General features: G+C 70.2%; 17 protein-coding genes. 10 read left to right on the top strand and 7 right to left on the bottom strand.

The window, feature by feature from the left end:
• Nucleotides 1-86 precede the first annotated feature (86 nt).
• Nucleotides 87-1,643 carry a GMC family oxidoreductase gene (locus ACQPZP_RS32030; RefSeq protein ID WP_433473437.1) on the top strand — a complete coding sequence of 519 codons (1,557 nt, stop codon included), beginning with the start codon at nucleotides 87-89 and terminating at the stop codon, nucleotides 1,641-1,643.
• On the opposite strand, the gene ACQPZP_RS32025 is transcribed toward ACQPZP_RS32030, so the two are convergent.
• Entirely contained in the window at nucleotides 1,624-2,505 is an 882-nt protein-coding gene (locus tag ACQPZP_RS32025) for an alpha/beta fold hydrolase (protein ID WP_433473436.1), read from the bottom strand. The two genes, ACQPZP_RS32030 and ACQPZP_RS32025, sit on opposite strands and share 20 nt — an antisense overlap.
• Nucleotides 2,506-2,667: 162 nt before the next feature.
• Between ACQPZP_RS32025 and ACQPZP_RS32020 the strand changes: the two genes are divergently transcribed.
• Together ACQPZP_RS32020 and ACQPZP_RS32015 are read left to right on the top strand one after the other, a co-directional pair.
• Complete coding sequence (locus ACQPZP_RS32020) at nucleotides 2,668-4,059, top strand: aspartate aminotransferase family protein (protein ID WP_433473435.1); 1,392 nt, start codon at nucleotides 2,668-2,670, stop codon at nucleotides 4,057-4,059.
• 129 nt (nucleotides 4,060-4,188) lie between these two features.
• Nucleotides 4,189-5,436, top strand: coding sequence for a cytochrome P450 (locus tag ACQPZP_RS32015; RefSeq protein ID WP_433473434.1), 1,248 nt, complete (start codon nucleotides 4,189-4,191; stop codon nucleotides 5,434-5,436).
• 28 nt (nucleotides 5,437-5,464) lie between these two features.
• On the opposite strand, the gene ACQPZP_RS32010 is transcribed toward ACQPZP_RS32015, so the two are convergent.
• Nucleotides 5,465-6,208 carry an SDR family NAD(P)-dependent oxidoreductase gene (locus tag ACQPZP_RS32010; protein WP_433473433.1) on the bottom strand — a complete coding sequence of 248 codons (744 nt, stop codon included), beginning with the start codon at nucleotides 6,206-6,208 and terminating at the stop codon, nucleotides 5,465-5,467.
• A 112-nt stretch (nucleotides 6,209-6,320) separates the two neighbouring features.
• Between ACQPZP_RS32010 and ACQPZP_RS32005 the strand changes: the two genes are divergently transcribed.
• Nucleotides 6,321-7,163: a helix-turn-helix transcriptional regulator gene (locus ACQPZP_RS32005; RefSeq protein ID WP_433473432.1), complete on the top strand. Its 843-nt coding sequence runs from the start codon at nucleotides 6,321-6,323 to the stop codon at nucleotides 7,161-7,163.
• A gap of 16 nt (nucleotides 7,164-7,179) precedes the next feature.
• On the opposite strand, the gene ACQPZP_RS32000 is transcribed toward ACQPZP_RS32005, so the two are convergent.
• Entirely contained in the window at nucleotides 7,180-8,724 is a 1,545-nt protein-coding gene (locus ACQPZP_RS32000; protein WP_433473431.1) for a long-chain-fatty-acid--CoA ligase, read from the bottom strand.
• A 125-nt stretch (nucleotides 8,725-8,849) separates the two neighbouring features.
• On the opposite strand from ACQPZP_RS32000, the gene ACQPZP_RS31995 reads away from it, so the two are divergent.
• Both ACQPZP_RS31995 and leuS read left to right on the top strand, forming a co-directional pair.
• On the top strand, nucleotides 8,850-9,464 hold the full coding sequence (locus ACQPZP_RS31995; RefSeq protein WP_433473430.1) for a hypothetical protein: 615 nt from the start codon (nucleotides 8,850-8,852) through the stop codon (nucleotides 9,462-9,464).
• Nucleotides 9,465-9,635: 171 nt separating this feature from the next.
• Nucleotides 9,636-12,104: a leucine--tRNA ligase gene (gene leuS / locus ACQPZP_RS31990; protein WP_433473429.1), complete on the top strand. Its 2,469-nt coding sequence runs from the start codon at nucleotides 9,636-9,638 to the stop codon at nucleotides 12,102-12,104.
• 114 nt (nucleotides 12,105-12,218) lie between these two features.
• Here leuS and lexA read toward each other — a convergent pair whose 3' ends face one another.
• A complete protein-coding gene (gene lexA, locus ACQPZP_RS31985; protein WP_433463089.1) occupies nucleotides 12,219-12,905 on the bottom strand; it encodes a transcriptional repressor LexA in 687 nt (228 codons plus the stop codon).
• Between the two features lie 175 nt (nucleotides 12,906-13,080).
• On the opposite strand from lexA, the gene ACQPZP_RS31980 reads away from it, so the two are divergent.
• A complete protein-coding gene (locus ACQPZP_RS31980) occupies nucleotides 13,081-13,416 on the top strand; it encodes a LysM peptidoglycan-binding domain-containing protein (protein WP_433473428.1) in 336 nt (111 codons plus the stop codon).
• A gap of 65 nt (nucleotides 13,417-13,481) precedes the next feature.
• Nucleotides 13,482-14,138, top strand: coding sequence for a maleylpyruvate isomerase N-terminal domain-containing protein (locus ACQPZP_RS31975; RefSeq protein WP_433473427.1), 657 nt, complete (start codon nucleotides 13,482-13,484; stop codon nucleotides 14,136-14,138).
• Here the strand turns inward: ACQPZP_RS31975 and ACQPZP_RS31970 are convergent.
• Nucleotides 14,125-14,814, bottom strand: coding sequence for a hypothetical protein (locus tag ACQPZP_RS31970; protein ID WP_433473426.1), 690 nt, complete (start codon nucleotides 14,812-14,814; stop codon nucleotides 14,125-14,127). The genes ACQPZP_RS31975 and ACQPZP_RS31970 overlap by 14 nt on opposite strands.
• 414 nt (nucleotides 14,815-15,228) lie before the next feature.
• On the opposite strand from ACQPZP_RS31970, the gene nrdR reads away from it, so the two are divergent.
• Both nrdR and ACQPZP_RS31960 read left to right on the top strand, forming a co-directional pair.
• A complete protein-coding gene (nrdR, locus tag ACQPZP_RS31965) occupies nucleotides 15,229-15,702 on the top strand; it encodes a transcriptional regulator NrdR (RefSeq protein ID WP_067636063.1) in 474 nt (157 codons plus the stop codon).
• A 129-nt stretch (nucleotides 15,703-15,831) separates the two neighbouring features.
• Nucleotides 15,832-18,648, top strand: coding sequence for a vitamin B12-dependent ribonucleotide reductase (locus ACQPZP_RS31960; protein WP_433473425.1), 2,817 nt, complete (start codon nucleotides 15,832-15,834; stop codon nucleotides 18,646-18,648).
• A gap of 76 nt (nucleotides 18,649-18,724) precedes the next feature.
• Here the strand turns inward: ACQPZP_RS31960 and ACQPZP_RS31955 are convergent, their stop codons facing one another.
• Together ACQPZP_RS31955 and ACQPZP_RS31950 are read right to left on the bottom strand one after the other, a co-directional pair.
• Nucleotides 18,725-19,432, bottom strand: coding sequence for a DoxX family protein (locus ACQPZP_RS31955; RefSeq protein WP_433473424.1), 708 nt, complete (start codon nucleotides 19,430-19,432; stop codon nucleotides 18,725-18,727).
• Between the two features lie 99 nt (nucleotides 19,433-19,531).
• Complete coding sequence (locus ACQPZP_RS31950; RefSeq protein ID WP_433473423.1) at nucleotides 19,532-20,194, bottom strand: serine hydrolase; 663 nt, start codon at nucleotides 20,192-20,194, stop codon at nucleotides 19,532-19,534.
• Nucleotides 20,195-20,320 lie beyond the last annotated feature (126 nt).

The following is a 20,320-nucleotide window of genomic DNA, read 5'->3' as shown; positions in this document are numbered from 1 at the left end:
CGGAATGCATGGACGCGGGAGCCCGGCGGTGGTAAGTCGGGGGGTGACGGGCCGGCGCCGCGGCCCGCGAGAGCGCGGGAGCCCTGATGGAACACGACTACGTCATCGTCGGCGCGGGGTCCGCCGGCTGCGCGCTGGCCGCGCGGCTGTCCGAGGACGCCTCCGTGTCGGTCGCCCTGCTGGAGGCCGGCGGCCCGGACGACAAGAGCGAGATCCACATTCCGGCCGCGTTCCCGAAGCTCTTCAAGACCGGGTACGACTGGGACTACCGCACCGCCGGGCAGCCCGAACTGGACGGCCGGGAGATGTACTGGCCGCGCGGCAAGATGCTCGGCGGCTCGTCCTCGCTCAACGCGATGATGTGGGTGCGCGGCCACTACGACGACTATGACGAATGGGACATTCCCGGATGGTCGTACGAGGACGTCGTCCCGTACTTCAAGCGCGTGGAGGGCCGCGCCGGGAGCAACACCGGCGACGTGTACGGGACGTCGGGTCCCGTCCGGATCTCCGAGCAGCGCAGCCCGAACGAGGCGACCCGCGCCTTCCTCGACGCCTGCGCCGCCGCCGGGCTGAAGCGGCTGCCCGAGCTGAACGGCCCCTCCAACGAGGGGTACGCGCTCACGCCGGTGAGCCAGCGGCGCGGCAGGAGGTGCAGCGCCGCCGACGCCTATCTGCGTCCCGCGCGCAAACGACCGAACCTGACCGTCGTCACCGGCGCGCAGGTGTCGAGGATCGTGGTCGAGGACGGGCGCGCGACGGGCGTCGAGCACGGTGGGGAACGCGTCTCGGCCCGCCGCGAGGTCATCCTGGCCGCGGGCGCGATCGGCTCACCGCACCTCCTCATGCTCTCCGGCATCGGCGACTCCGACCACCTGCGGACCGCCGGCGTCGAGCCTGTCGTGGACAGTCCCGAGGTCGGGCGGCATCTCCAGGACCACCTGTCGGTCGCCGTGGTCCGGCACTGCCCGAAGAAGATCACTCTCACCGGTGCGGAGTCGCTGCCGAACGTCGCCCGCTACCTGCTCGCCCGGCGCGGCCCGTTCACCTCCAACGTCGGTGAGGCGGTCCTCTTCACCAGGAGCGACCCGGCCCTGCACGCCCCCGACCTCGAACTGATCTTCGCGCCGGTCCCGTACATCGCGCACGGCCTCACCCCGCCGGCCGAGCACGGCGTGACGCTCGGCGTCGTCCTGCTCCAGCCCGAGTCGGCCGGGCGCATCACGCTCGCGTCCGCCGACCCGGCCGCCCCGCCGGTGATCGATCCCGCCTACCTGACCTGCGGCGGCGACCTGAGCCGGCTGGTCCACGGCATCCGCCGCGCGGAGGAGCTCCTGGCCGCGGACGCCCTGAAGCCCTATGTCGGCGACCCCATGGAGCCCTATGCGGGCGCGGACGACGACGAGGCCGTGGCCCGCTACGTCCGCGGACATTCCGAGACGCTCTACCACCCGGTGGGCACCTGCCGCATGGGCACCGACGACGGCTCCGTCGTCGACCCGGACCTGCGGGTCCGCGGCGTCGGCGGGCTCCGCGTCGCCGACGTGTCCGTCCTGCCGCGGATCACCCGGGGGCACACCAACGCGCCGGCCATCATGATCGGTGAGATGGCCGCCGACCTGATCAGACGGACAGCCAGCTGAGGATGTGCTCGTTCACCTCGGCGGGACGGTCCACCTGGAGGAAGTGGCCGGCGCCGGAGACGAGGCCGGTCCGCGACCCGGGCGGGAGGGCCTCGCGGACGGCGTCCATGTCCACCACGTCCGGGCCCAGGCAGCCGTCCTCGGCGCCGTGCAGGTACAGGACGGGCAGTTCGCCCATGACGGTCGTCGCCTGCTGCGCGGCCGCGTAACGGTCCACGAGCCGGGACGGGTCGAGCATGGCGCGGTAGTACCCGATCGCCGCGGCGATGTTGGCGGGCGTGCCCAGGCAGTCCATGACGTGGTCGACGTCCGCGGACCGGTCGCGTCCGTCGTCCGGCGACCAGTCCCGCCACAGCCCTTCGACGAACGCGCGGTTCAGGGCGACCTCGGCCAGCGGCGTCTGGAAGACGAAGATGTAGAACGAGCGCTTGAGCTGCTCGTAGTCGAAGAACGCGGTCGTCATCACAGAGACGGGCGGGACGGACATGGCGACGACCTTGCGCCAGCGGTCCGGGGCGACGTTCGCGGCGCCGTAGGTGGCGAAGGCGCCCCAGTCGTGGCCGACGACGACGGCGTCGGAGCCGCCGCCCAGGGCCTCGTGCAGGGCGACGGCGTCGGCGGCGAGGGCACCGCTCTGGTACGCCTCGTCCGCCGGGACGGACGTGGGGGCGTAGCCGCGCATGAAGGGGGCCACGGCGCGGTATCCGGCGGCGGCCAGCTCGGGCATCAGATGCCGCCACGTGTGCGGCGAGTCGGGGAAGCCGTGCAGCAGCAGCGCCAGCGGCCCGTCCTCGGGGCCGGCCGTGAGGTATCCGAAGTCGAGCCCGTTCGCGTTCACCGATCCGGTCGTGATGTCGCCCATGTCCGCCTCCTGTGCTCGCGGCGAACGGTACCGGCGGCCCGGTGACCGCGAACGGTCGGGGTCGTCAATCTTCGGATATCGGCGTACAACTATGTGATTGCAGCGAATTTCGTAGTCATCTAGCATCGATACAACTGGATCGATCGCGATGAGGGAAACGTGATGACGGAGCCGGACGTGACCAGCCAGCGCCACGACGCGATGCAGAGGGCGGCGCGCGACCATCTGTGGATGCACTTCGCGCGCCACTCGGCGTCCCAGGACGGCGCCGAGATCCCGGTGATCGTCCGGGGCGAGGGGCCCTACATCTACGACTCCGCGGGCCGGCGCTACCTGGACGGGCTGTCCGGGCTGTTCACCGTCCAGGCCGGGCACGGGCGCGAGGAACTGGCGCAGGCCGCCGCCAAACAGGCCGCCGAGCTGGGCTTCTTCCCGCTGTGGTCGTACGCGCACCCGGCGGCGGTCGAGCTGGCCGAGCGGCTCGCCGCCCTCGCCCCCGGCGACCTGAACCGCGTGTTCTTCACCTCCGGCGGCGGCGAAGCCGTCGAGAGCGCGTGGAAGCTCGCCAAGCACTACTTCAAGCTGACCGGGAAGCCCGCCAAGCACAAGGTGATCAGCAGGGCGGTCGCGTACCACGGCACCCCGCACGGCGCGCTGTCGATCACCGGCCTGCCCGAGCTGAAGGCCCCGTATGAGCCGCTGGTGCCGAGCGCGTTCCGGGTGCCGAACACCAACATCTACCGGGCCGCCGAGCACCGCGACGACCCGGAGGCGTTCGGCCGGTGGGCGGCCGACCGGATCGAGGAGGCCATCGAGTTCGAGGGCCCGGAAACAGTCGCGGCCGTGTTCCTGGAGCCGGTGCAGAACGCGGGCGGATGCTTCCCGCCGCCGCCCGGCTACTTCCAGCGGGTCCGCGAGATCTGCGACCGGCACGACGTCCTTCTGGTGTCGGACGAGGTCATCTGCGCGTTCGGCCGCCTCGGCCCGATGTTCGGCGCGCAGAAGTTCGGCTACACGCCCGACATCATCACCTTCGCCAAGGGGGCGACCTCGGGATACGCGCCGCTCGGCGGCATGCTGGCCGCCGACCGCCTCTTCGAGCCGTTCAGGCACGGCACGGAGATGTTCGCGCACGGCTACACCTTCGGCGGGCATCCGGTGTCGGCGGCGGTGGCCCTGGCGAACCTCGACCTGTTCGAGCGCGAGGACCTGAACGGCCACGTCCTGCGCAACCAGGACGCCTTCCGCGGCACGCTGGAGCGCCTCCGCGACCTGCCGATCGTCGGCGACGTCCGCGGCGACGGCTTCTTCTACGGCATCGAACTCGTGAAGGACCAGGACACGCGCGAGACGTTCGACGACGAGGAGTCCGAGCGGCTGCTGCGCGGATTCCTCGACAAGGCGCTCTATGAGGCGGGCCTGTACTGCCGCGCCGACGACCGCGGCGACCCCGTCGTCCAGCTGGCGCCGCCGCTCGTCTGCGACCAGGGACATTTCGACGAGATCGAGCAGATCCTCCGTTCGGTCCTCAAGGAGGCGTGGACTCGAATTTGACCGGGATGCCGGACCCGGTGGGATGATGTGAGGCGCGTCACCTCGTCGATCGGTGTGCGCCGGCGGCTTTACTCTGAAAGGCTGCGTGTAAACCGAATCGTATTCGGAAGATGACGAGGTGGTGGGCACGTGCTCAAGGTCGACGACATCAACCTGACGGACTGGGAGTTCTGGCGGCGGCCGCACGACTACCGGCACGAGGCGTTCAAAGCCCTGCGCCGGCACCCGGCCCTGATCCGCTACGAGGAACCCGACATCGTCATCGCGCCGCAGGGGCCCGGGTACTACCCGCTGACCCGGCACGCCGACGTCGTCGAGGCGTCCCGCCGCCCCCAGGACTTCTGCTCCGGCAAGGGCGCCATCAGCATCCCGGACATGCCGGGCGACATGCACGAGTACTTCGGCTCGATGATCAGCATGGACGACCCCCGGCACGCCAAGATCCGGCGGATCGTGTCCCGGGCGTTCTCGAAGCGGATGATCCAGCGGTTCGAGGACCGGGTCGAGGCCGTCGCGGGCCAGATCATCGAGAACGTGGCGGCGGGCGGCGGCTCGGGCGACTTCGTCGCCGACGTCGCCGCCCGGCTCCCGTTGAAGATCATCTGCGACATGATGGGCATCGCCGAGGAGCAGTACCGGACCGTCCTGGACGCGACCAACGTCATCCTCGCGGGCAACGACGGCGAGTTCATCCCCTCCGACGATCCCGAGCAGATGGCGATGGCGCTGCTCGGCGCCGGCGAGACGCTCCGCGGCCTGGTCGGGGAGCTCGGCCGGCAGCGCCGCGAGAACCCCACCGACGACCTGACGTCCGCGCTCGTCAACGCCAACATCGACGGCGAGTCGCTGACCGACCAGGAGCTCGGCTCCTTCTTCATCCTGCTGGTCGTCGCGGGCAACGAGACCACCCGCAACGCGATCGCGCACGGCCTCGACCTGTTCACCCGCAACCCCGACCAGCGGGCGCTGCTGGTGGAGGACTTCGACGCCCGCATCCCCGGCGCGGTCGAGGAGATCGTCCGGTACGTGTCGCCGGTCATCTGGATGCGCCGCACCGCGACCCGCGACACCACGCTGAACGAGCACGAGGTCAAGGAGGGCGACAAGCTCGTCCTCTACTACTGGTCGGCCAACCGGGACGAGTCGGTCTTCACCGACCCGGAGAGGTTCGACATCCTCCGCGACCCGAACCCGCACATCGGTTTCGGCGGGCCCGGGCCGCACTTCTGCCTCGGCGCGCACCTGGCCCGGCGCGAGATCACCGTGATGTTCCGCGAGCTGCTGCGCCGGACGCCCGGGATCCGCGCCTCCGGGGACCCCGACCGGCTGGAGTCCAACTTCATCAACGGGATCAAGCGCCTGCCCTACACGATCTGACCTGCCCTGAACGATCCGGGGGCCCGGTCTACCAGGGCAGCCGGCCGTCCTCGGCGATGAACGCGCCCGCCGGGCCGTCGTCGCCGAGCACGGCCGCGGCCGCGACCACCGCCGCGCCCTGCGCCGCGGTGCGGTACCCGGTGTGCCCGTTGAGGTCGGTGGCGCAGTACCCGGGCGTCACCGCGTTCACCTTGATCGCCGTGCCGGCCAGTTCCTTGGCGTAGGCGACGGTCACCGCGTTCAGCGCCGACTTGGACGCGTTGTACGGCAGCAGGTTCGTCTCGTAGAAGGGGACGGACGGGTCGGTCAGCATCGTCAGCGAGCCGAGCTCGCTGGAGACGTTGACGATCCGCCCGGCGGGGGAGCGGCGCAGCAGCGGCAGCATCGCGTTGGTCACCGCGACGACGCCGAACACGTTGGTCTCGAACGTCGTCCGGACGAGCGCGGGCGAGGTGCGGCTCGGCGGGGTCGCCGTCGCCGGGTCGAACGCGTCCGACCCGGCGATCGCCGCGTTGTTGACCAGGACGTCGAGCCGCCCGAGCTCGGCGCCGATCCGGTCGGCGGCGGCCTCGACCGATGCCGGGTCGGTCACGTCCAGGTGGACGAAACGGGCATCGATCCCCTCTTCGGCGAGTGCCGCCGCGGCCTTCTCGCCGAGATCGGCCGAGCGCGCCCCGAGCAGGACGGTCGCCCCGTCCCGGCCGAGGATCCGTGCCGTCTCGAAGCCGATGCCCTTGTTGGCTCCTGTGATGAGCGCGATCTGTGCAGTCATGCCTTCAGCCTGTTCGGCGGCGGACCGGGCGAGGAGAGACCGGCCGAGGCTGGGATCGGCGGTACCACCCTGCGCGTGACGGCGGCCGCCCACGTCCGACATGCTGTAAGGCATGGACAGGCAGGAGATGGCGGCGTTCCTGCGTTCCCGCAGAGCCCGGATCCAGCCCGCGGACGTCGGGCTGCGGGCGGGGACGCGCCGCCGCACGCCCGGACTGCGCCGCGAGGAGATCGCGCAACTGGCCGGGATGTCGGTGGACTACTACATCCGGCTGGAACAGGGGCGCGGCCCTCACCCGTCCAGGCAGATCCTGGGCGCGCTGGCACGCGCGCTGAGGCTGACCGATGACGAGCGCGGGCATCTCTTCCACCTGGCCGGTGAGCCCCCCGAACCGCCCAAGGTGCCCTCACAGGACGTCCCGCCGGGCATCCTGCACCTGCTCGAACGGCTGGACGACACGCCCGCCTACGTCCTGAACGCCCGGCACGACATCCTCGCCTGGAACGACATGGCGGCGGCGCTCATGACCGACTTCGCCGCGCTGGAGCCGGGCGAGCGCAACGTCGTCCGCTGGCTGTTCACCGGCCCGGCGATCGAGCAGTTCGACACCGACGGGTACGCCGCGCGGCTCGCGCGCGAGTCGGTGGCCGACCTGCGGGCCGCGTCCGGCCGCTACCCCGGCGATCCCGGCATCGCCCGGCTGGTCGCCGAGGTGTCCGCCCGCAGCCCGCTGTTCGCCCGGCTCTGGGACGAGGGCGAGGTCGGGATCAAGCGCAGCAGCCGCAAATCGATGACGCACCCGGTGGTCGGGGAGATGGAGCTGCACTGCGACGTTCTCTACGTGCCGGAACGCGACCAGCGGGTGGTCCTGTACACGGTCGCGCCCGGCACGCCGTCGCACGAGGCGATGAAGCGGCTCCGCGTCATCGGGATCCGGGACCTCAGCGTGCGCTGAGATCCCGGGACACGCGTCAGCGAAGCTCGCGCTTGAGGATCTTGCCGGTGGCCGTCATCGGCAGCTCGTCGCGGAACTCGACGATCCGCGGGTACTTGTAGCCGGCGAACTGCTCCCTGCCCCACTTGATCAGCTCGTCCTCGGTGACGGTGGCACCCGGCTTCCGGATCACGTACGCCTTGACCTCCTCGCCGTGGGAGGGGTGCGCGACGCCCACGACCGCGGCCAGCGAGACGTCCGGGTGGGTCATCAGGACCTCTTCCAACTCCCGCGGGTACACGTTGTACCCACCCCGGATGATCATGTCCTTGGAGCGGTCGATGATGAAGTAGTAGCCCTCCTCGTCGCGGCGGGCCACGTCACCGGTGCGGAACCAGCCGTCCTTGATCGCGGCGTCGGTCGCCTCGGGCCGGTTGTAGTAGCCCTTCATGACGTTGTGGCCGCGGATGGCGATCTCCCCCGGGCCCTCGCCCTCGATCTCCTTCCCGTCGTCGTCGATCAGCTTCATCTCGACGCCCCACACGGGCAGGCCGATCGAGCCGGGCTTGGTCGGCCGGTCCGGTCGGTTGAACGAGGCCACCGGCGACGTCTCCGACAGGCCGTAGCCCTCCAGGACGTCCACGTCGAACTTCTTCTTGATCCCCTTGAGGACCTCCATCGGCAGCGCCGACCCGCCCGCCACCGCGACGCGCAGGTTCTCCCGGATCGTCGCGATGTCCTCCTCGGAGGTGTCGTCGGTCAGCAGCCCCCAGTACATCGTCGGGACGCCCGCGAAGATGTTCACCTTCTCCTTGACCATCAGCTCGATGGCCTGCTTCGCGTCGAACCGCGCCTGCATGACGAGCGTCGCGCGCCGGTAGAGGCCGACGTTCATCACGCACGTCTGCCCGAAGATGTGGAACAGGGGGAGCGTCACCAGCGACGTGTCGTGCAGGGTCCGGTAGAAGAGCGTGTCGTCCACCATCGCGTTGGCGAGAAGGTTGCTGTGCGTGAGCTCGGCCCCCTTGGGCTGGCCGGTCGTCCCGCTGGTGTAGATGATGACGGCGGTGTCCTCCGGGCCGGTCCGCACCGTGTCGAACGTGCCCGGCTTGCCGGCGAGCGCCGCCCAGAACAGCTCGGCCCCTTCGATCGGCGACTCGGCGGCGGCGGGGTTCGCGGGCAGCAGGAAGAAGTGCTCGCACCCCTCCGCCTGCTCGAACCCGGCGTACCCCGTCTCGCCGAGCGGCAGCTCCGGCGTCCCCTCGAAGCAGAAGAACGCCTTCGCGTCGGAGTCGCCCAGGTGGTACGCGATCTCCCGCTTCTTGAGCAGGACGTTCAGCGGGACGACGACCGCGCCCGCCTTGAGCGCCCCGAAGTACACCATCGGGAAGTACGGGAGGTTGGGGCTGGACAGGGCCACCTTGTCGCCGGGCCTGATGCCGCGCTCGCGCAGCAGGTGCGCGACCTGGTTCGCGACCGAGTCGAGGAACGAGTAGGACAGGCGGAGGTCGCCGAACACGACCGCGTCGCGATCGGGGGTCTCCCGGGCGGCGTCCTCCAGCAGCACGGACAGGTTGAGCATGGCACTCCTCGCGCGGAAAGGTGACCGGCCGGTTAGTTACCGACGAGTGTATGAATCGTTCCGGCCTTCCTGATGCGCGGGGCACCGCTACGATGTGCCGCCTCACCGAGAAAGGGCGCACTGTCTTGATCATCTTCGGCTGGCGGGTGGTGTTCTTCACCCTGACCAGGGGAATCTTCCACTGCCCCTCCTGCGGCGGCGACCGCGACTACCGCCGCCGGCAGGGACGCAACTTCTTCACGCTGTTCTTCATCCCGGTCATCCCGCTGACGAAGGCGGGCGGCGAGTTCGTCGAGTGCGACACCTGCCACGGGCGCTGGAACCCCGGCGTCCTGAGCGTGCCGACCACCGCGCAGCTCGCCCAGATGCCCGCGATGCTGCTGCGCATGGCCATCGCCCAGGTGCTGCGCTCCGGCGACTACACCAACGGGGCCGCGCGGTCCCGTGCCGTCGGGGTGGTCCGGCAGGCGGGCGAGGGCGGCTACGACGACGCCGCGCTGAACGCCGACCTCGGCCGCCCCTTCGACGAGGTCCGCGCCGAGATGGCGCGCGCCGCCTCGGCGCTCGCCCCGGAGGCGCGGGAGAGCATCCTGCGCGCCGCCGCCGAGATCGCGCTCGTGGACGGCCCGCTGTCGGTCTCGGAGGAGGAGACCCTCTCCGCCGTCGGCGCCGACCTCGACCTGACCCGCGTCCAGGTGACGGGCGTCGTCTCCATGGCCCGCCAGGAGTCCGGCCATTAAGTCGCCGCGGGCGGGGTTGCGGTTGCGCTACTCTTGAGGTATGCCAGCCAGGCTGCTCCTCGAAGGACCACGTTGACGATCTGACGTCAGCGTGGTGGCCCCTCCTGTGCGAGGGGCCGTTTCATGTCGGCGGGCGGCCACGACCCCATGCAGGAAACCGGAGCCAGAAGCGTGAGCAGCGACGAGCACTACGATCCACGGGCGGTCCAGGACAAGTGGCAGGCCCGCTGGGCTGAGCTCGACCCGTTCAAGGCGGACGAGAAGGACACCGCCAAGGAGCGTCGCTACGCGCTGGACATGTTCCCCTATCCCAGCGGTGACCTGCACATGGGGCATGCCGAAGCGTTCGCCATCGGCGACGTGCCCGCGCGCTACTGGTTCCAGCGCGGCTACAACGTCCTGCACCCCATCGGCTGGGACTCCTTCGGCCTGCCCGCCGAGAACGCCGCCATCAAGCGCGACTCGCACCCCGCCGAGTGGACGTACGCCAACATCGAGACCCAGGCGTCCTCGTTCCGCCGCTACGCGCCGTCCTTCGACTGGACGCGGCGCCTGCACACCTCCGACCCCGAGTACTACAAGTGGACGCAGTGGCTGTTCCTGCGCTTCTACGAGCGGGGCCTGGCCTACCGCAAGGGCGGCCACGTCAACTGGTGCCCGAAGGACCAGACCGTCCTGGCCAACGAGCAGGTCGTCGGCGGGCACTGCGAGCGCTGCGGCGCGCTGGTCGAGAAGCGCGTGCTGACCCAGTGGTACTTCAAGATCACCGAGTACGCGGACCGGCTGCTGGACGACATGGCGCAGCTGGAGGGCAAGTGGCCCGAGCGCGTCCTGCTGATGCAGCGCAACTGGATCGGCCGCTCCACCGGCGCCGACGTCGACTTCGTCATCGAGGGGCGGGACGAGCCCGTCACCGTCTACACCACCCGTCCGGACACCCTGTACGGCGCGACGTTCATGGTCGTCGCCGCCGACGCCCCGCTGGCCGAGGAGATCTGCCACCCCGACCAGCGGGCCGCGTTCGAGGCCTACCGCGAGGAGGTCTCCCGGGAGAGCGAGATCGAGCGGCTGTCCACCGAGCGTGAGAAGACCGGAGTGTTCCTGGGCCGCTACGCGGTCAACCCGGTCAACGGCGAGCGGCTGCCCGTCTGGACGTCCGACTACGTGCTGGCCGAATACGGACACGGCGCGATCATGGCCGTTCCCGCGCACGACCAGCGCGACCTGGACTTCGCGCTGAAGTTCGGCCTGCCGGTCCGCGTCGTCGTCGAGACCGGCCTGCCCGACCCCGCCGAGACCGGCGTCGCCACTCCCGGCGACGGCGCGATCGTCAACTCCGGGCCGATCGACGGGCTGACCAAGGTCGACGGCATCTCCCGCATCACCGAGATCCTGGCGGAGCGCGGCACCGGCCGCGCGTCGGTGAACTTCCGGCTGCGCGACTGGCTGGTGTCCCGCCAGCGGTTCTGGGGCTGCCCCATCCCCATCATCCACTGCGAGGCGTGCGGCGAGGTCCCGGTCCCGGACGAGCAACTGCCGGTGACGCTGCCCGAGGGCCTGCGCGGCGCCGACCTGGCGCCCAAGGGCACCTCGCCGCTGGCCGCCGCGTCCGACTGGGTGAACGTCGAGTGCCCCAAGTGCGGCGGCGCCGCCACCCGCGACACCGACACCATGGACACGTTCGTCGACTCGTCCTGGTACTACTTCCGCTACTGCTCGCCCGGCTACGAGGGCGGCCCGTTCGATGTCGAGCAGGTCCGCAGGTGGATGCCGATCGACCAGTACACGGGCGGCGTCGAGCACGCCATCCTGCACCTGCTGTACAGCCGGTTCTTCACCAAGGTCCTGCACGACATGGGCATGGTCGACTTCACCGAGCCGTTCACCCGGCTGCTGAACCAGGGCCAGGTGATCAACCAGGGCAAGGCGATGTCGAAGTCGCTGGGCAACGGCGTCGACCTGGGCGAGCAGATCGGTGAGTTCGGCGTGGACGTCGTCCGGCTGGCGATCCTGTTCTCCGGCCCGCCCGAGGACGACATCGACTGGGCCGACGTGTCCCCCCACGGCATGTCGAAGTTCCTGTCCCGCGTCCACCGCATCGCCACCGAGGTGACCTCCGCGCCCGGCGCCGACGTCACCTCCGGCGACACGGCCCTGCGCCGCGCGACGGCCCGCACCGTCGACGAGGCCACCACCCTGATCGAGACGCAGCGCTTCAACGTCGCCATCGCCCGGGTCATGGAGCTGGTCACCGCGACCCGCAAGGCCATCGACTCCGGCCCCGGCGCCGCCGACCCCGCCGTCCGCGAGGCCGCCGAGACGATCGCGGTCCTGCTGTCGCTGTTCGCCCCCTACACCGCCGACGAGGCGTGGGAGCTGCTGGGACGCACCGCACCGGTGATCCGCGCCGGCTGGCCGTCCGCCGACCCCGCCCTGCTGGTGGAGGAGTCGGTGACCTGCGTCGTCCAGGTGGCGGGCAAGGTCCGCGACCGCCTGGAGGTGCCCCCGGGCATCGCCGACGAGGAACTGGAGCGCCGGGCGCTGGCCTCGGTCAGGATCCAGGAGGCCCTGGGCGGCGCCGACATCATCAAGATCATCGTTCGCGCCCCCAAGATCGTCAACATCGTCCCGAAACGCTAGCGAACGCCCCCCCGCCCCCGGCCGGAACCCACTGCCGCCCGGGGCGGGGGCGACCTCGGGCGGACATGGAGAAGCGGCCGCCGGGAAGTTGCCGGCGGCCGCTCGACACGCGCGTCACATCTTGCGGAGGACCGCCACGACACGTCCCAGCACCGACGCCTCGTCGCCGGGGATCGGCTCGTAGGCGGGGTTCTGGGGCATCAGCCAGATGTGGCCGTCGTCGCGGCGCTTGAAGGTCTTCACGGTGGCCTCGCCGTCGATCATGGCGGCCACGATGTCGCCCTGCTCGGCCACCGGCTGCTGCCGCACGACGACCCAGTCACCGTCCGCGATCGCGGCCTCGATCATCGAGTCGCCGGTGACCTTCAGCAGGAAGTGGGTGCCCTCGCCGACCAGCTGCTTCGGCAGCGTGAACACGTCCTCGACGGCCTCCTCGGCGAGGATCGGCCCACCGGCGGCGATCCGCCCGACCAGCGGCACGTACGCGGGCGCGGGCTGGGACCCGGCCGGCTCGTAGCCCTCCTCGTCGGTCCGCACCGGCGTCGCCCCCGGCACCCGCACCTCGACGGCGCGCGGCCGGTTGGGGTCGCGCCGCAGGAAACCCTTGCGCTGGAGCGCCCGGAGCTGGTGCGACACGCTGGAGGTGCTGGTCAGCCCGACGGCCTCGCCGATCTCGCGCATCGAGGGCGGGTACCCCCGGCGCTGCACCGAGTCGCGGATCACCTCCAGCACCATGCGTTGCCGCTGGGTCAGGCCCGTCTCGTCCATCGGCCCGTCGGGCAGCTCCCGGACCTTGCTCATCGCTCGTCGCCTCCCGGGCGCCTCGATCCGTCACTCCTTGTCATGAACGCTATCGCGTCCCGGCCCGATGATCAAACAATTGTTCGAAGATGTGCTCGCTTTTTGTCGGCGTCCCCTGGTAGAACATCGTACAGGCGTTCGATCGAAAATGCATTCGACGCCGAGGAGGGGAGAGATGCCGGATTCGCCCCACAGTGACCGCACTCCGATCCGCCTGACCCGCCGGGGACGCGCCGTGGTGGTGGGCTTCGCGGCCACGGTGACCCTTGTCCTGCTCTGGCTCACCGTGGGTCCGGGCGCGTTCGCCGGCTCCCGCGACGGCCGTCGCGCCCCGTCACGTCCGGGCAGGACGGTCGTCGTCGAACCCGGCGACACCCTCTGGGGCATAGCGTCCGCCACCGACCCGGGCACGGACCCCCGCCTGGTCGTCCAGCGCATCATCGACCTCAACGGCCTGGGCGGCGACCCCACCGTCCAGCCGGGCCAGGAGCTTCGCCTCCCCACCGGCTGATTCCGGCCAGGGCGCGGGCCGTGGGCGGTTTGGCCGTCGTTCCGGTCTGGCATTACCGTGCGGCAGTGGATCTCTTCTCGCGTTCTTGGACGGCGTTGCTCGCGGCGGTCGCCGAAGTACCGGACGAAGACTTCGAACGGCCGTCCGGCTGCACCGGCTGGCTCGTGCGGGACCTGGTGTGCCATCTGGTCATCGACGCCCAGGACGTCCTGATCACCCTGGCCACGCCCGCCGGAGCCGAACCGACCGTGGACGCGGTCACCTACTGGGAAATCCTCGCCGAACCCCCGAACGGCGAGGACCCCTTGGACGCGCTGATCCCCCGGCTGGCCGCCGCATACGGCGAGCCGCGGCTGCTCAAGTTCCACTTGGACGACGTCGGTTCCGCCGCCGGCCGCGCCGCCGGACTCGCCGATCCCGCGGCCCGCGTCGGCACCCGCGACGAGGTGCTGACCGTCGGCGACTATCTATCCGCGTACGTGCTCGAATGGACCCTGCACCATCTCGACCTCATCGCGCATCTGCCGTCGGCCGCCGGGCCGCCCGCCGAGACCCTCGCGGCGGCGCGCACCGCGCTGGAGAAGATCGCTCAGGCAGCGTTTCCCGCCTCGTTCTCCGACCGGGACGCGCTGCTGATCGGAACCGGGCGCCGCACGCCGGCCGGCGCGGAGGAAGCCGCACTGGGCGACTTCGCCGCGAGGCTCCCGCTCATCCTCGGCTGAGCCACGGATCCGGCGCGTGCGGACCCTGCTCCTCCGGGGCTTCCGAGACGTGCTGGAGAAGGTCGTAGACGAAATACGCCCGCATCGGCCGCCCTTCGAGCCGGAAGGGCACGTCGTGCCAGACGGCGTTGGGCATCCGGGTCTCCTCCCAGCCGAAGAACGCCTGAGCCTCGGACAGCAGGACCGACCAGGGGCGCAGCTCGTCCGCTGACCGCATCGGCTCGCCCGACCGGCGTACGAACCGTCGGTTGAGGACATATCCCGCGGTTTCGGTGTCCAGGGTCGTGTGCTCAAGCCAGAAGTCGGGCCAGAGGGAAAAGGTGAACCGGTGCCGGGACGGGCCGCCGCTGACCGGATCGCCCAGGATCGCCGACAGGTCCTTGATCTTCGGCGAGCGCATGCGGTCCCACTGGCCGGCCTCCTCCAGCAGGGCGGCCGGCGGGTCGCCGTACGGCGCCGGCGGTTCCAGAGGAGCCTCCGGAGCATAGCGGCGCATGTCCGCGAGCAGCGATAGCTGGTAGCCGTCCTTTGTCAGCGTTCGAGGAGGCCGCGGCTCCGGGTCGGCGAACGCTTCGCACGACCAGCACCACCACGGCTCGGGCCCGCCCATGCACCCGCCGGTGAAGTAGATCTCGCGACGTTCGTGCCGCCGGTAGGGCTCGTCGTTGGCGGGCATGCCGTACACCACCGGGACCAACGGCCCGTCGCACCTTTCGCACCTGGGGTTCATGACCCCTCAGACGCCACCGGCCTCCCTGATGTTCGAGCCAGAGAGGGGTGGTCGACGCTGACTCGGGCAGAACGCCCGTCCGCCCCGACGGCAGGGCGCCAGGCGCCCCACCAGGGATTCTGTGACTGCGAGGTGGGGCACGGGGACGGTCGGTGACGACACGCCCGGAGCGAAAATCGGGAGCCGCGAGGTGACCTGCGCGGACGCGGCGGATGGGGCTCCTGAGGCGCCGGATCAGGTTGCGAACGCCTGCGGCGAGCCGTACGGTTGACCACAACATCTAGTAGTTACGTCGATGTAGTTCCCTATATATGGCACTCACATCGGTGTAACTCGTTTACGTCAGGGGAGGGGAGAAACGTGCACTGCCCGTTCTGCCGCAACCCTGACACCAAAGTGATCGACAGCCGTTCGACCGACGACGGGGGCGCCATTCGGCGTCGCCGGTCGTGCGCCGAATGCGGCAAGCGATTCACGACGCAGGAGAATGTGCTCGTGATGGTGGCCAAGCGCAGCGGGGTCACCGAGCCGTTCTCCCGGGAAAAGATCATCGCCGGTGTGCGCAGGGCCTGTCAGGGCCGGCCGGTCGACGAGGATGCGCTCGCGAAGCTGGGGCAGCGGGTCGAAGAGGCGATCAGGTCGTCCGGATCCGCGGAAATCCCCTCGCACGAGATCGGCCTCGCCATCCTGGGGCCGCTCGGCGAACTCGATGAGGTCGCCTATCTGCGATTCGCCTCGGTCTACCGGAGCTTCGAGTCGCTGGACGACTTCGCCAAGGAGATCGAAGCACTGCGGAAGGCCGGTTCCTCGGGGGAGCCCGGCCCGTCCCGGTAGGGACGGTTCCGGAAGCACGTCAGCACGTATCAGCACACGTAAAGGCGTCTCCGTGCGGGCATGGCCCGGGCGGCGGCGGGGTTGTTCCTGAGCAGGGCCCGGCGGGAGGGCCCGAGAAGGGGGAAGGTCATGACGGAGACGGTGAGCGGCTCGGCGGCGCGGCGCGGCAAGGGGAGCCGCAAGGGGCTGAAGGTCGAGCGCATTTTCACCACGCCCGGCGTGCATCCGTACGATGAGCTGCGCTGGGAACGTCGTGACGTCGTCATGACCAACTGGCGCGACGGCTCGGTGAACTTCGAGCAGCGCGGCGTCGAGTTCCCCGACTTCTGGTCGCTGAACGCCGTCAACATCGTCACGTCCAAGTACTTCCGCGGGGCGGTCGGAACGCCGCAGCGGGAATGGAGTCTGAAGCAGCTCGTCGACCGTGTCGTCCGGATGTACGTGGACACGGGGCTCAAGCAGGGCTATTTCGCCTCCGAGCAGGACGCCGAGGTCTTCGACCACGAACTGAAGTACGCGCTCGTCCACCAGCTGTTCAGCTTCAACTCTCCGGTCTGGTTCAACGTCGGCACGAAGTCCCCGCAGCAGGTCTCGGCGTGTTTCATCCTGTCGGTGGACGACACGATGGAGTCGATTCTGGACTGGTACAAGGAAGAGGGCGTCATCTTCAAGGGCGGTTCCGGAGCCGGCCTGAACCTCTCCCGCATCCGCTCCAGCCGTGAACTGCTCTCCTCCGGCGGAACGGCCAGCGGCCCCGTCTCGTTCATGCGCGGCGCGGACGCGTCCGCCGGGACCATCAAGTCGGGCGGCGCCACCCGCCGGGCCGCGAAGATGGTCGTCCTGGACGTCGACCACCCCGACATCGGGGAGTTCATCGACACCAAGGCGCGCGAGGAGGACAAGATCCGCGCGCTGCGCGACGCCGGGTTCGACATGGACCTCGGCGGCAAGGACATCGGCAGCGTCCAGTACCAGAACGCCAACAACTCGGTCCGGGTGTCGGACGAGTTCATGCACGCCGTCGAGTCGGACGGCGAGTTCGCGCTGCGCGCCCGGATGACCGGCGAGGTCGTCGAGACCGTCAAGGCCGGGGAACTGTTCCGGCGGATGGCGAAGGCCGCGTGGGAGTGCGCCGACCCCGGCATCCAGTACGACGACACGATCAACGACTGGCACACCAACCCGGAGACCGGGCGCATCACCGCCAGCAACCCCTGCTCGGAGTACATGAGCCTGGACAACTCGTCCTGCAACCTCGCGAGCATCAACCTGCTGAAGTTCCTCACCGGCGCCGGGACGTTCGACGTCGCGAAGTTCGTGAAGCTCACCGAGTTGGTCATCACGGCGATGGACATCTCCATCACCTTCGCCGACTTCCCGACCGAGAAGATCGCGCAGACGACCCGCGACTACCGGCAGCTGGGCATCGGCTACGCCAACCTGGGCGCGCTGCTGATGGCGACCGGCCACGCCTACGACTCCGAGGGCGGACGCTCCCTCGCGGCGGCGATCACGTCCCTGATGACGGGCGTCGCCTACCGGCGCTCCGCCGAGATCGCCGGCGTCGTCGGCCCGTACGAGGGCTACGCGCGCAACGCCGAGGGCCACAAGCGCGTCATGCGCAAGCACGCCGCCGCCAACGACGGCATCCGCGCCCTGGACGCGATGGACAAGGCGATCCACGCCGCCGCCGCCAAGCAGTGGGCGGACTGCCTCAAGGCCGGCGAGAAGCACGGCTACCGCAACGCGCAGGCCAGCCTGCTCGCCCCGACGGGGACGATCGGCCTGATGATGGACTGCGACACCACCGGCATCGAGCCGGACCTCGCGCTGATGAAGTTCAAGAAGCTCGTCGGCGGCGGGTCCATGCAGATCGTCAACCAGACGGTGCCGCGCGCCTTGGAGCAGCTCGGCTACCAGCAGGAGCAGATCGAGGCGATCGTCGAGTACATCGCCGAGCACGGCCACGTCGTGGACGCCCCCGGGCTGCGTCCCGAGCACTACGAGGTGTTCGACTGCGCGATGGGGGAGCGGGCGATCAGCCCGATGGGGCACGTCCGGATGATGGCGGCCGTCCAGCCGTTCCTGTCCGGCGCGATCTCCAAGACCGTCAACATGCCGGAGCAGGCCACCATCGAGGACATCGAGAAGGTGTACTTCGAGGGCTGGCGGCTCGGCCTGAAGGCGCTGGCGATCTACCGCGACAACTGCAAGGTCGGCCAGCCGCTGTCCGCCGCGGGCAAGAAGGAGACGGCCAAGGCCGAGCCGGCGGAGACGGCGGCGCCGCGTCCGGTCCGCAGGCGGCTGCCGAAGCAGCGTCCCGCGACCGTCACCCGCTTCTCCGTCGCGGGCGCCGAGGGGTACATGACCGCCTCGTCCTACCCGGACGACGGTGTCGGCGAGGTCTTCCTCAAGCTCGGCAAGCAGGGCTCCACGCTCGCCGGCGTGATGGACGCCTTCTCCATGGCGATCTCCATCAGCCTCCAGTACGGGGTCCCGCTGGAGACGTGGGTGGAGAAGTTCACCAACATGCGGTTCGAGCCGGCCGGTATGACCGACGACCCGGACATCCGCATGGCGACCTCGGTGATGGACTACATCTTCCGCCGCCTGGCGCTGGACCACCTGCCCTACGAGGAGCGCGCGGGCCTCGGCATCTTCACCGCCGGCGAGCGCGCGATGCAGGCCAACGGTGAGGACCCCGCCGCCCTGCACGCCGAGGACGAGGTCGACCACGAGTCGCTGGCGCAGTCCGCGGAGATCACGCGTCCGGCGGCGCCCGCACCGGCTCCGTCCACCGAGGCGCACTCGTCCATGGAGGTCATCGAGAGCCGCCAGGGCCGCACGGCCGACGCGCCGCTCTGCCTCACCTGCGGCACGAAGATGCGCCCGGCGGGGAGCTGCTACGTCTGCGAAGGCTGCGGCTCCACCAGCGGCTGCAGCTGAGAACGGCCACGGCCGGGATCCTGGTTTCCGCCGGGGTCCCGGCCGTTCCGTGCGCCGGGGAGGCGTCCGGGGCGGGTCAGGCGGAGGGGTCCTTGTCGTCGCCGCGCTTGATCGGCTGGGTCGTCGAAGCGCGGCGCCGCTGGGACTTGCGGCGGCCCGCCACCAGCACATCGTCGGCGGAGCCTTCGGCGGCGCCGGTGTCCTTGCCCGAGGTCTCCGGGGCTTCGGCGGGCCCAGGCGGCGGTGCGGGGCTCTTGAGCTGACGCGGTGACCGCGGCTTCTTCACGGGCTTCGTCTCGGCCTGGCGGAGGGAGGCGACGAAACTCGCCGCGTCCTCCTCGTCCTCGTCGTCCGGGCGGCGCAGCCGCTTCCCGAGGACCCACTGGTCGAGGGTCAGCCGCCCGCCGCCGCCCGCAGCGAACAGCAGGCTGGCCATGCCGAGCGCGACGACCAGTTCGTAGCCGTTGCGGACGCTGTCGCCGTCCACCATGAACAGACCCTGGTCGGCGTGGACGAAGGCGAACGCGCCGGCCATGTCCAGGAACAGCAGGAGGCCGGTCACCGGCAGGCCGAGGCCGACGATCAGCGCGGCGCCGCCCAGCAGTTCCACGAACGCGGAGTAGACGGCGGCCGCGGTGGGCAGCGGGACGCCGAGACCGTCGAACGTGCGGCTCGTCTCGTTGATGCCCGCCTCGATCTTCTGCCAGCCGTGCGCCATGAAGACGATTCCCACACCGAGCCGCGCGAGGACTGCGATGACGTCGTACAGCGGCCGAGAGCGCATGCCGTCGACTCCTTCAGGCGGGGAACTGGGCCCGGTTCAGACGGAGAGTATGACCGCCCTTGTGCGGATATCGCGAACGTCGCAGGTGAAGGGGCCTGTTCAGGTGTCGCGGGAGGCGCGGGCGAGGGCTGCTGTCACGGTCTCGGCGGTGTGCTCGATGGCCTCGACTCCGCTCTGCATCGTGCCGTCGCGTTCGGAGACGGCGGCGAGCAGGAAGGTGTGGCCGTCCCGCCGGACGATGCCGATGCTGTTGACCGTCCAGGCGCCGCCATGCCTCTCGCGGGGAAGCCAGCCGTTCTTCACTTCGGCGTCGGTTCCCGCCGCGCTCACTCCCCATGCTTGTTCCGGCGTCACGTTCCGCATCAGGTGGCGGAGGTAGCGGCGGCTCGCTGGATGCAGCGGGCTTTTCCCGGACGCGAGCGCGGCCAGAAGCCGGATCTGGTCGGCCGCGCTCGTCGTCGTCGAGCCCCAGGACTCGCCCGGGCCGGGTTCGGTGTCGCGCAGGCCCAGTTTCCTGTTGGCGGATGCCAGGCCGTCCGCGCCGCCTATCGAATGCCAGAGCGCCGTGGCGGCGTCGTTGTCGCTGACCGTGATCACGCGTTCGGCCAGGGCCTTCTCGGCGGACGTGAGGCCGCGTTCCTCCCGTTGGGCCTGGAGGAGCAGCGCGATCACGATGTCGACCTTGACGATGCTGGCCGTCGCGGTGCGCAGGCTCTTTCCATAGGAGTACGAGAGGCCGGTCGTCAGATCGCGCACTGACACCGAGAGATGCACGGGTCTGCCGTCGAGATATCGGCGGATCGCGCGGGTGAGTGCGTCGCGCTCGGACTCGGTGAACGTGGGCGCCGTCGGTTGCCGCCTCGGAGTCGGGGTCGTCGTGGCAATCGT

It is taken from the genome of Spirillospora sp. CA-142024 (genome assembly GCF_050942325.1).
GTDB lineage: Bacteria > Actinomycetota > Actinomycetes > Streptosporangiales > Streptosporangiaceae > Spirillospora.
Note: the sequence above shows the minus strand (reverse complement) of the source record. Positions and strands in the feature narration are given on the sequence as shown.

Coding starts and splice junctions, on each gene's coding strand:
- ACQPZP_RS32020 (WP_433473435.1), top strand. CDS start 2,668: ATGACGGAGCCGGACGTGACCAGCCAGCGCCACGACGCGATGCAGAGG.
- ACQPZP_RS32000 (WP_433473431.1), bottom strand. CDS start 8,724: ATGCTCAACCTGTCCGTGCTGCTGGAGGACGCCGCCCGGGAGACCCCC.
- ACQPZP_RS32010 (WP_433473433.1), bottom strand. CDS start 6,208: ATGACTGCACAGATCGCGCTCATCACAGGAGCCAACAAGGGCATCGGC.
- ACQPZP_RS32005 (WP_433473432.1), top strand. CDS start 6,321: ATGGACAGGCAGGAGATGGCGGCGTTCCTGCGTTCCCGCAGAGCCCGG.
- ACQPZP_RS31960 (WP_433473425.1), top strand. CDS start 15,832: ATGACGGAGACGGTGAGCGGCTCGGCGGCGCGGCGCGGCAAGGGGAGC.
- ACQPZP_RS31970 (WP_433473426.1), bottom strand. CDS start 14,814: ATGCCCGCCAACGACGAGCCCTACCGGCGGCACGAACGTCGCGAGATC.
- ACQPZP_RS31980 (WP_433473428.1), top strand. CDS start 13,081: ATGCCGGATTCGCCCCACAGTGACCGCACTCCGATCCGCCTGACCCGC.
- lexA (WP_433463089.1), bottom strand. CDS start 12,905: ATGAGCAAGGTCCGGGAGCTGCCCGACGGGCCGATGGACGAGACGGGC.
- ACQPZP_RS32025 (WP_433473436.1), bottom strand. CDS start 2,505: ATGGGCGACATCACGACCGGATCGGTGAACGCGAACGGGCTCGACTTC.
- ACQPZP_RS31955 (WP_433473424.1), bottom strand. CDS start 19,432: ATGCGCTCTCGGCCGCTGTACGACGTCATCGCAGTCCTCGCGCGGCTC.
- ACQPZP_RS32030 (WP_433473437.1), top strand. CDS start 87: ATGGAACACGACTACGTCATCGTCGGCGCGGGGTCCGCCGGCTGCGCG.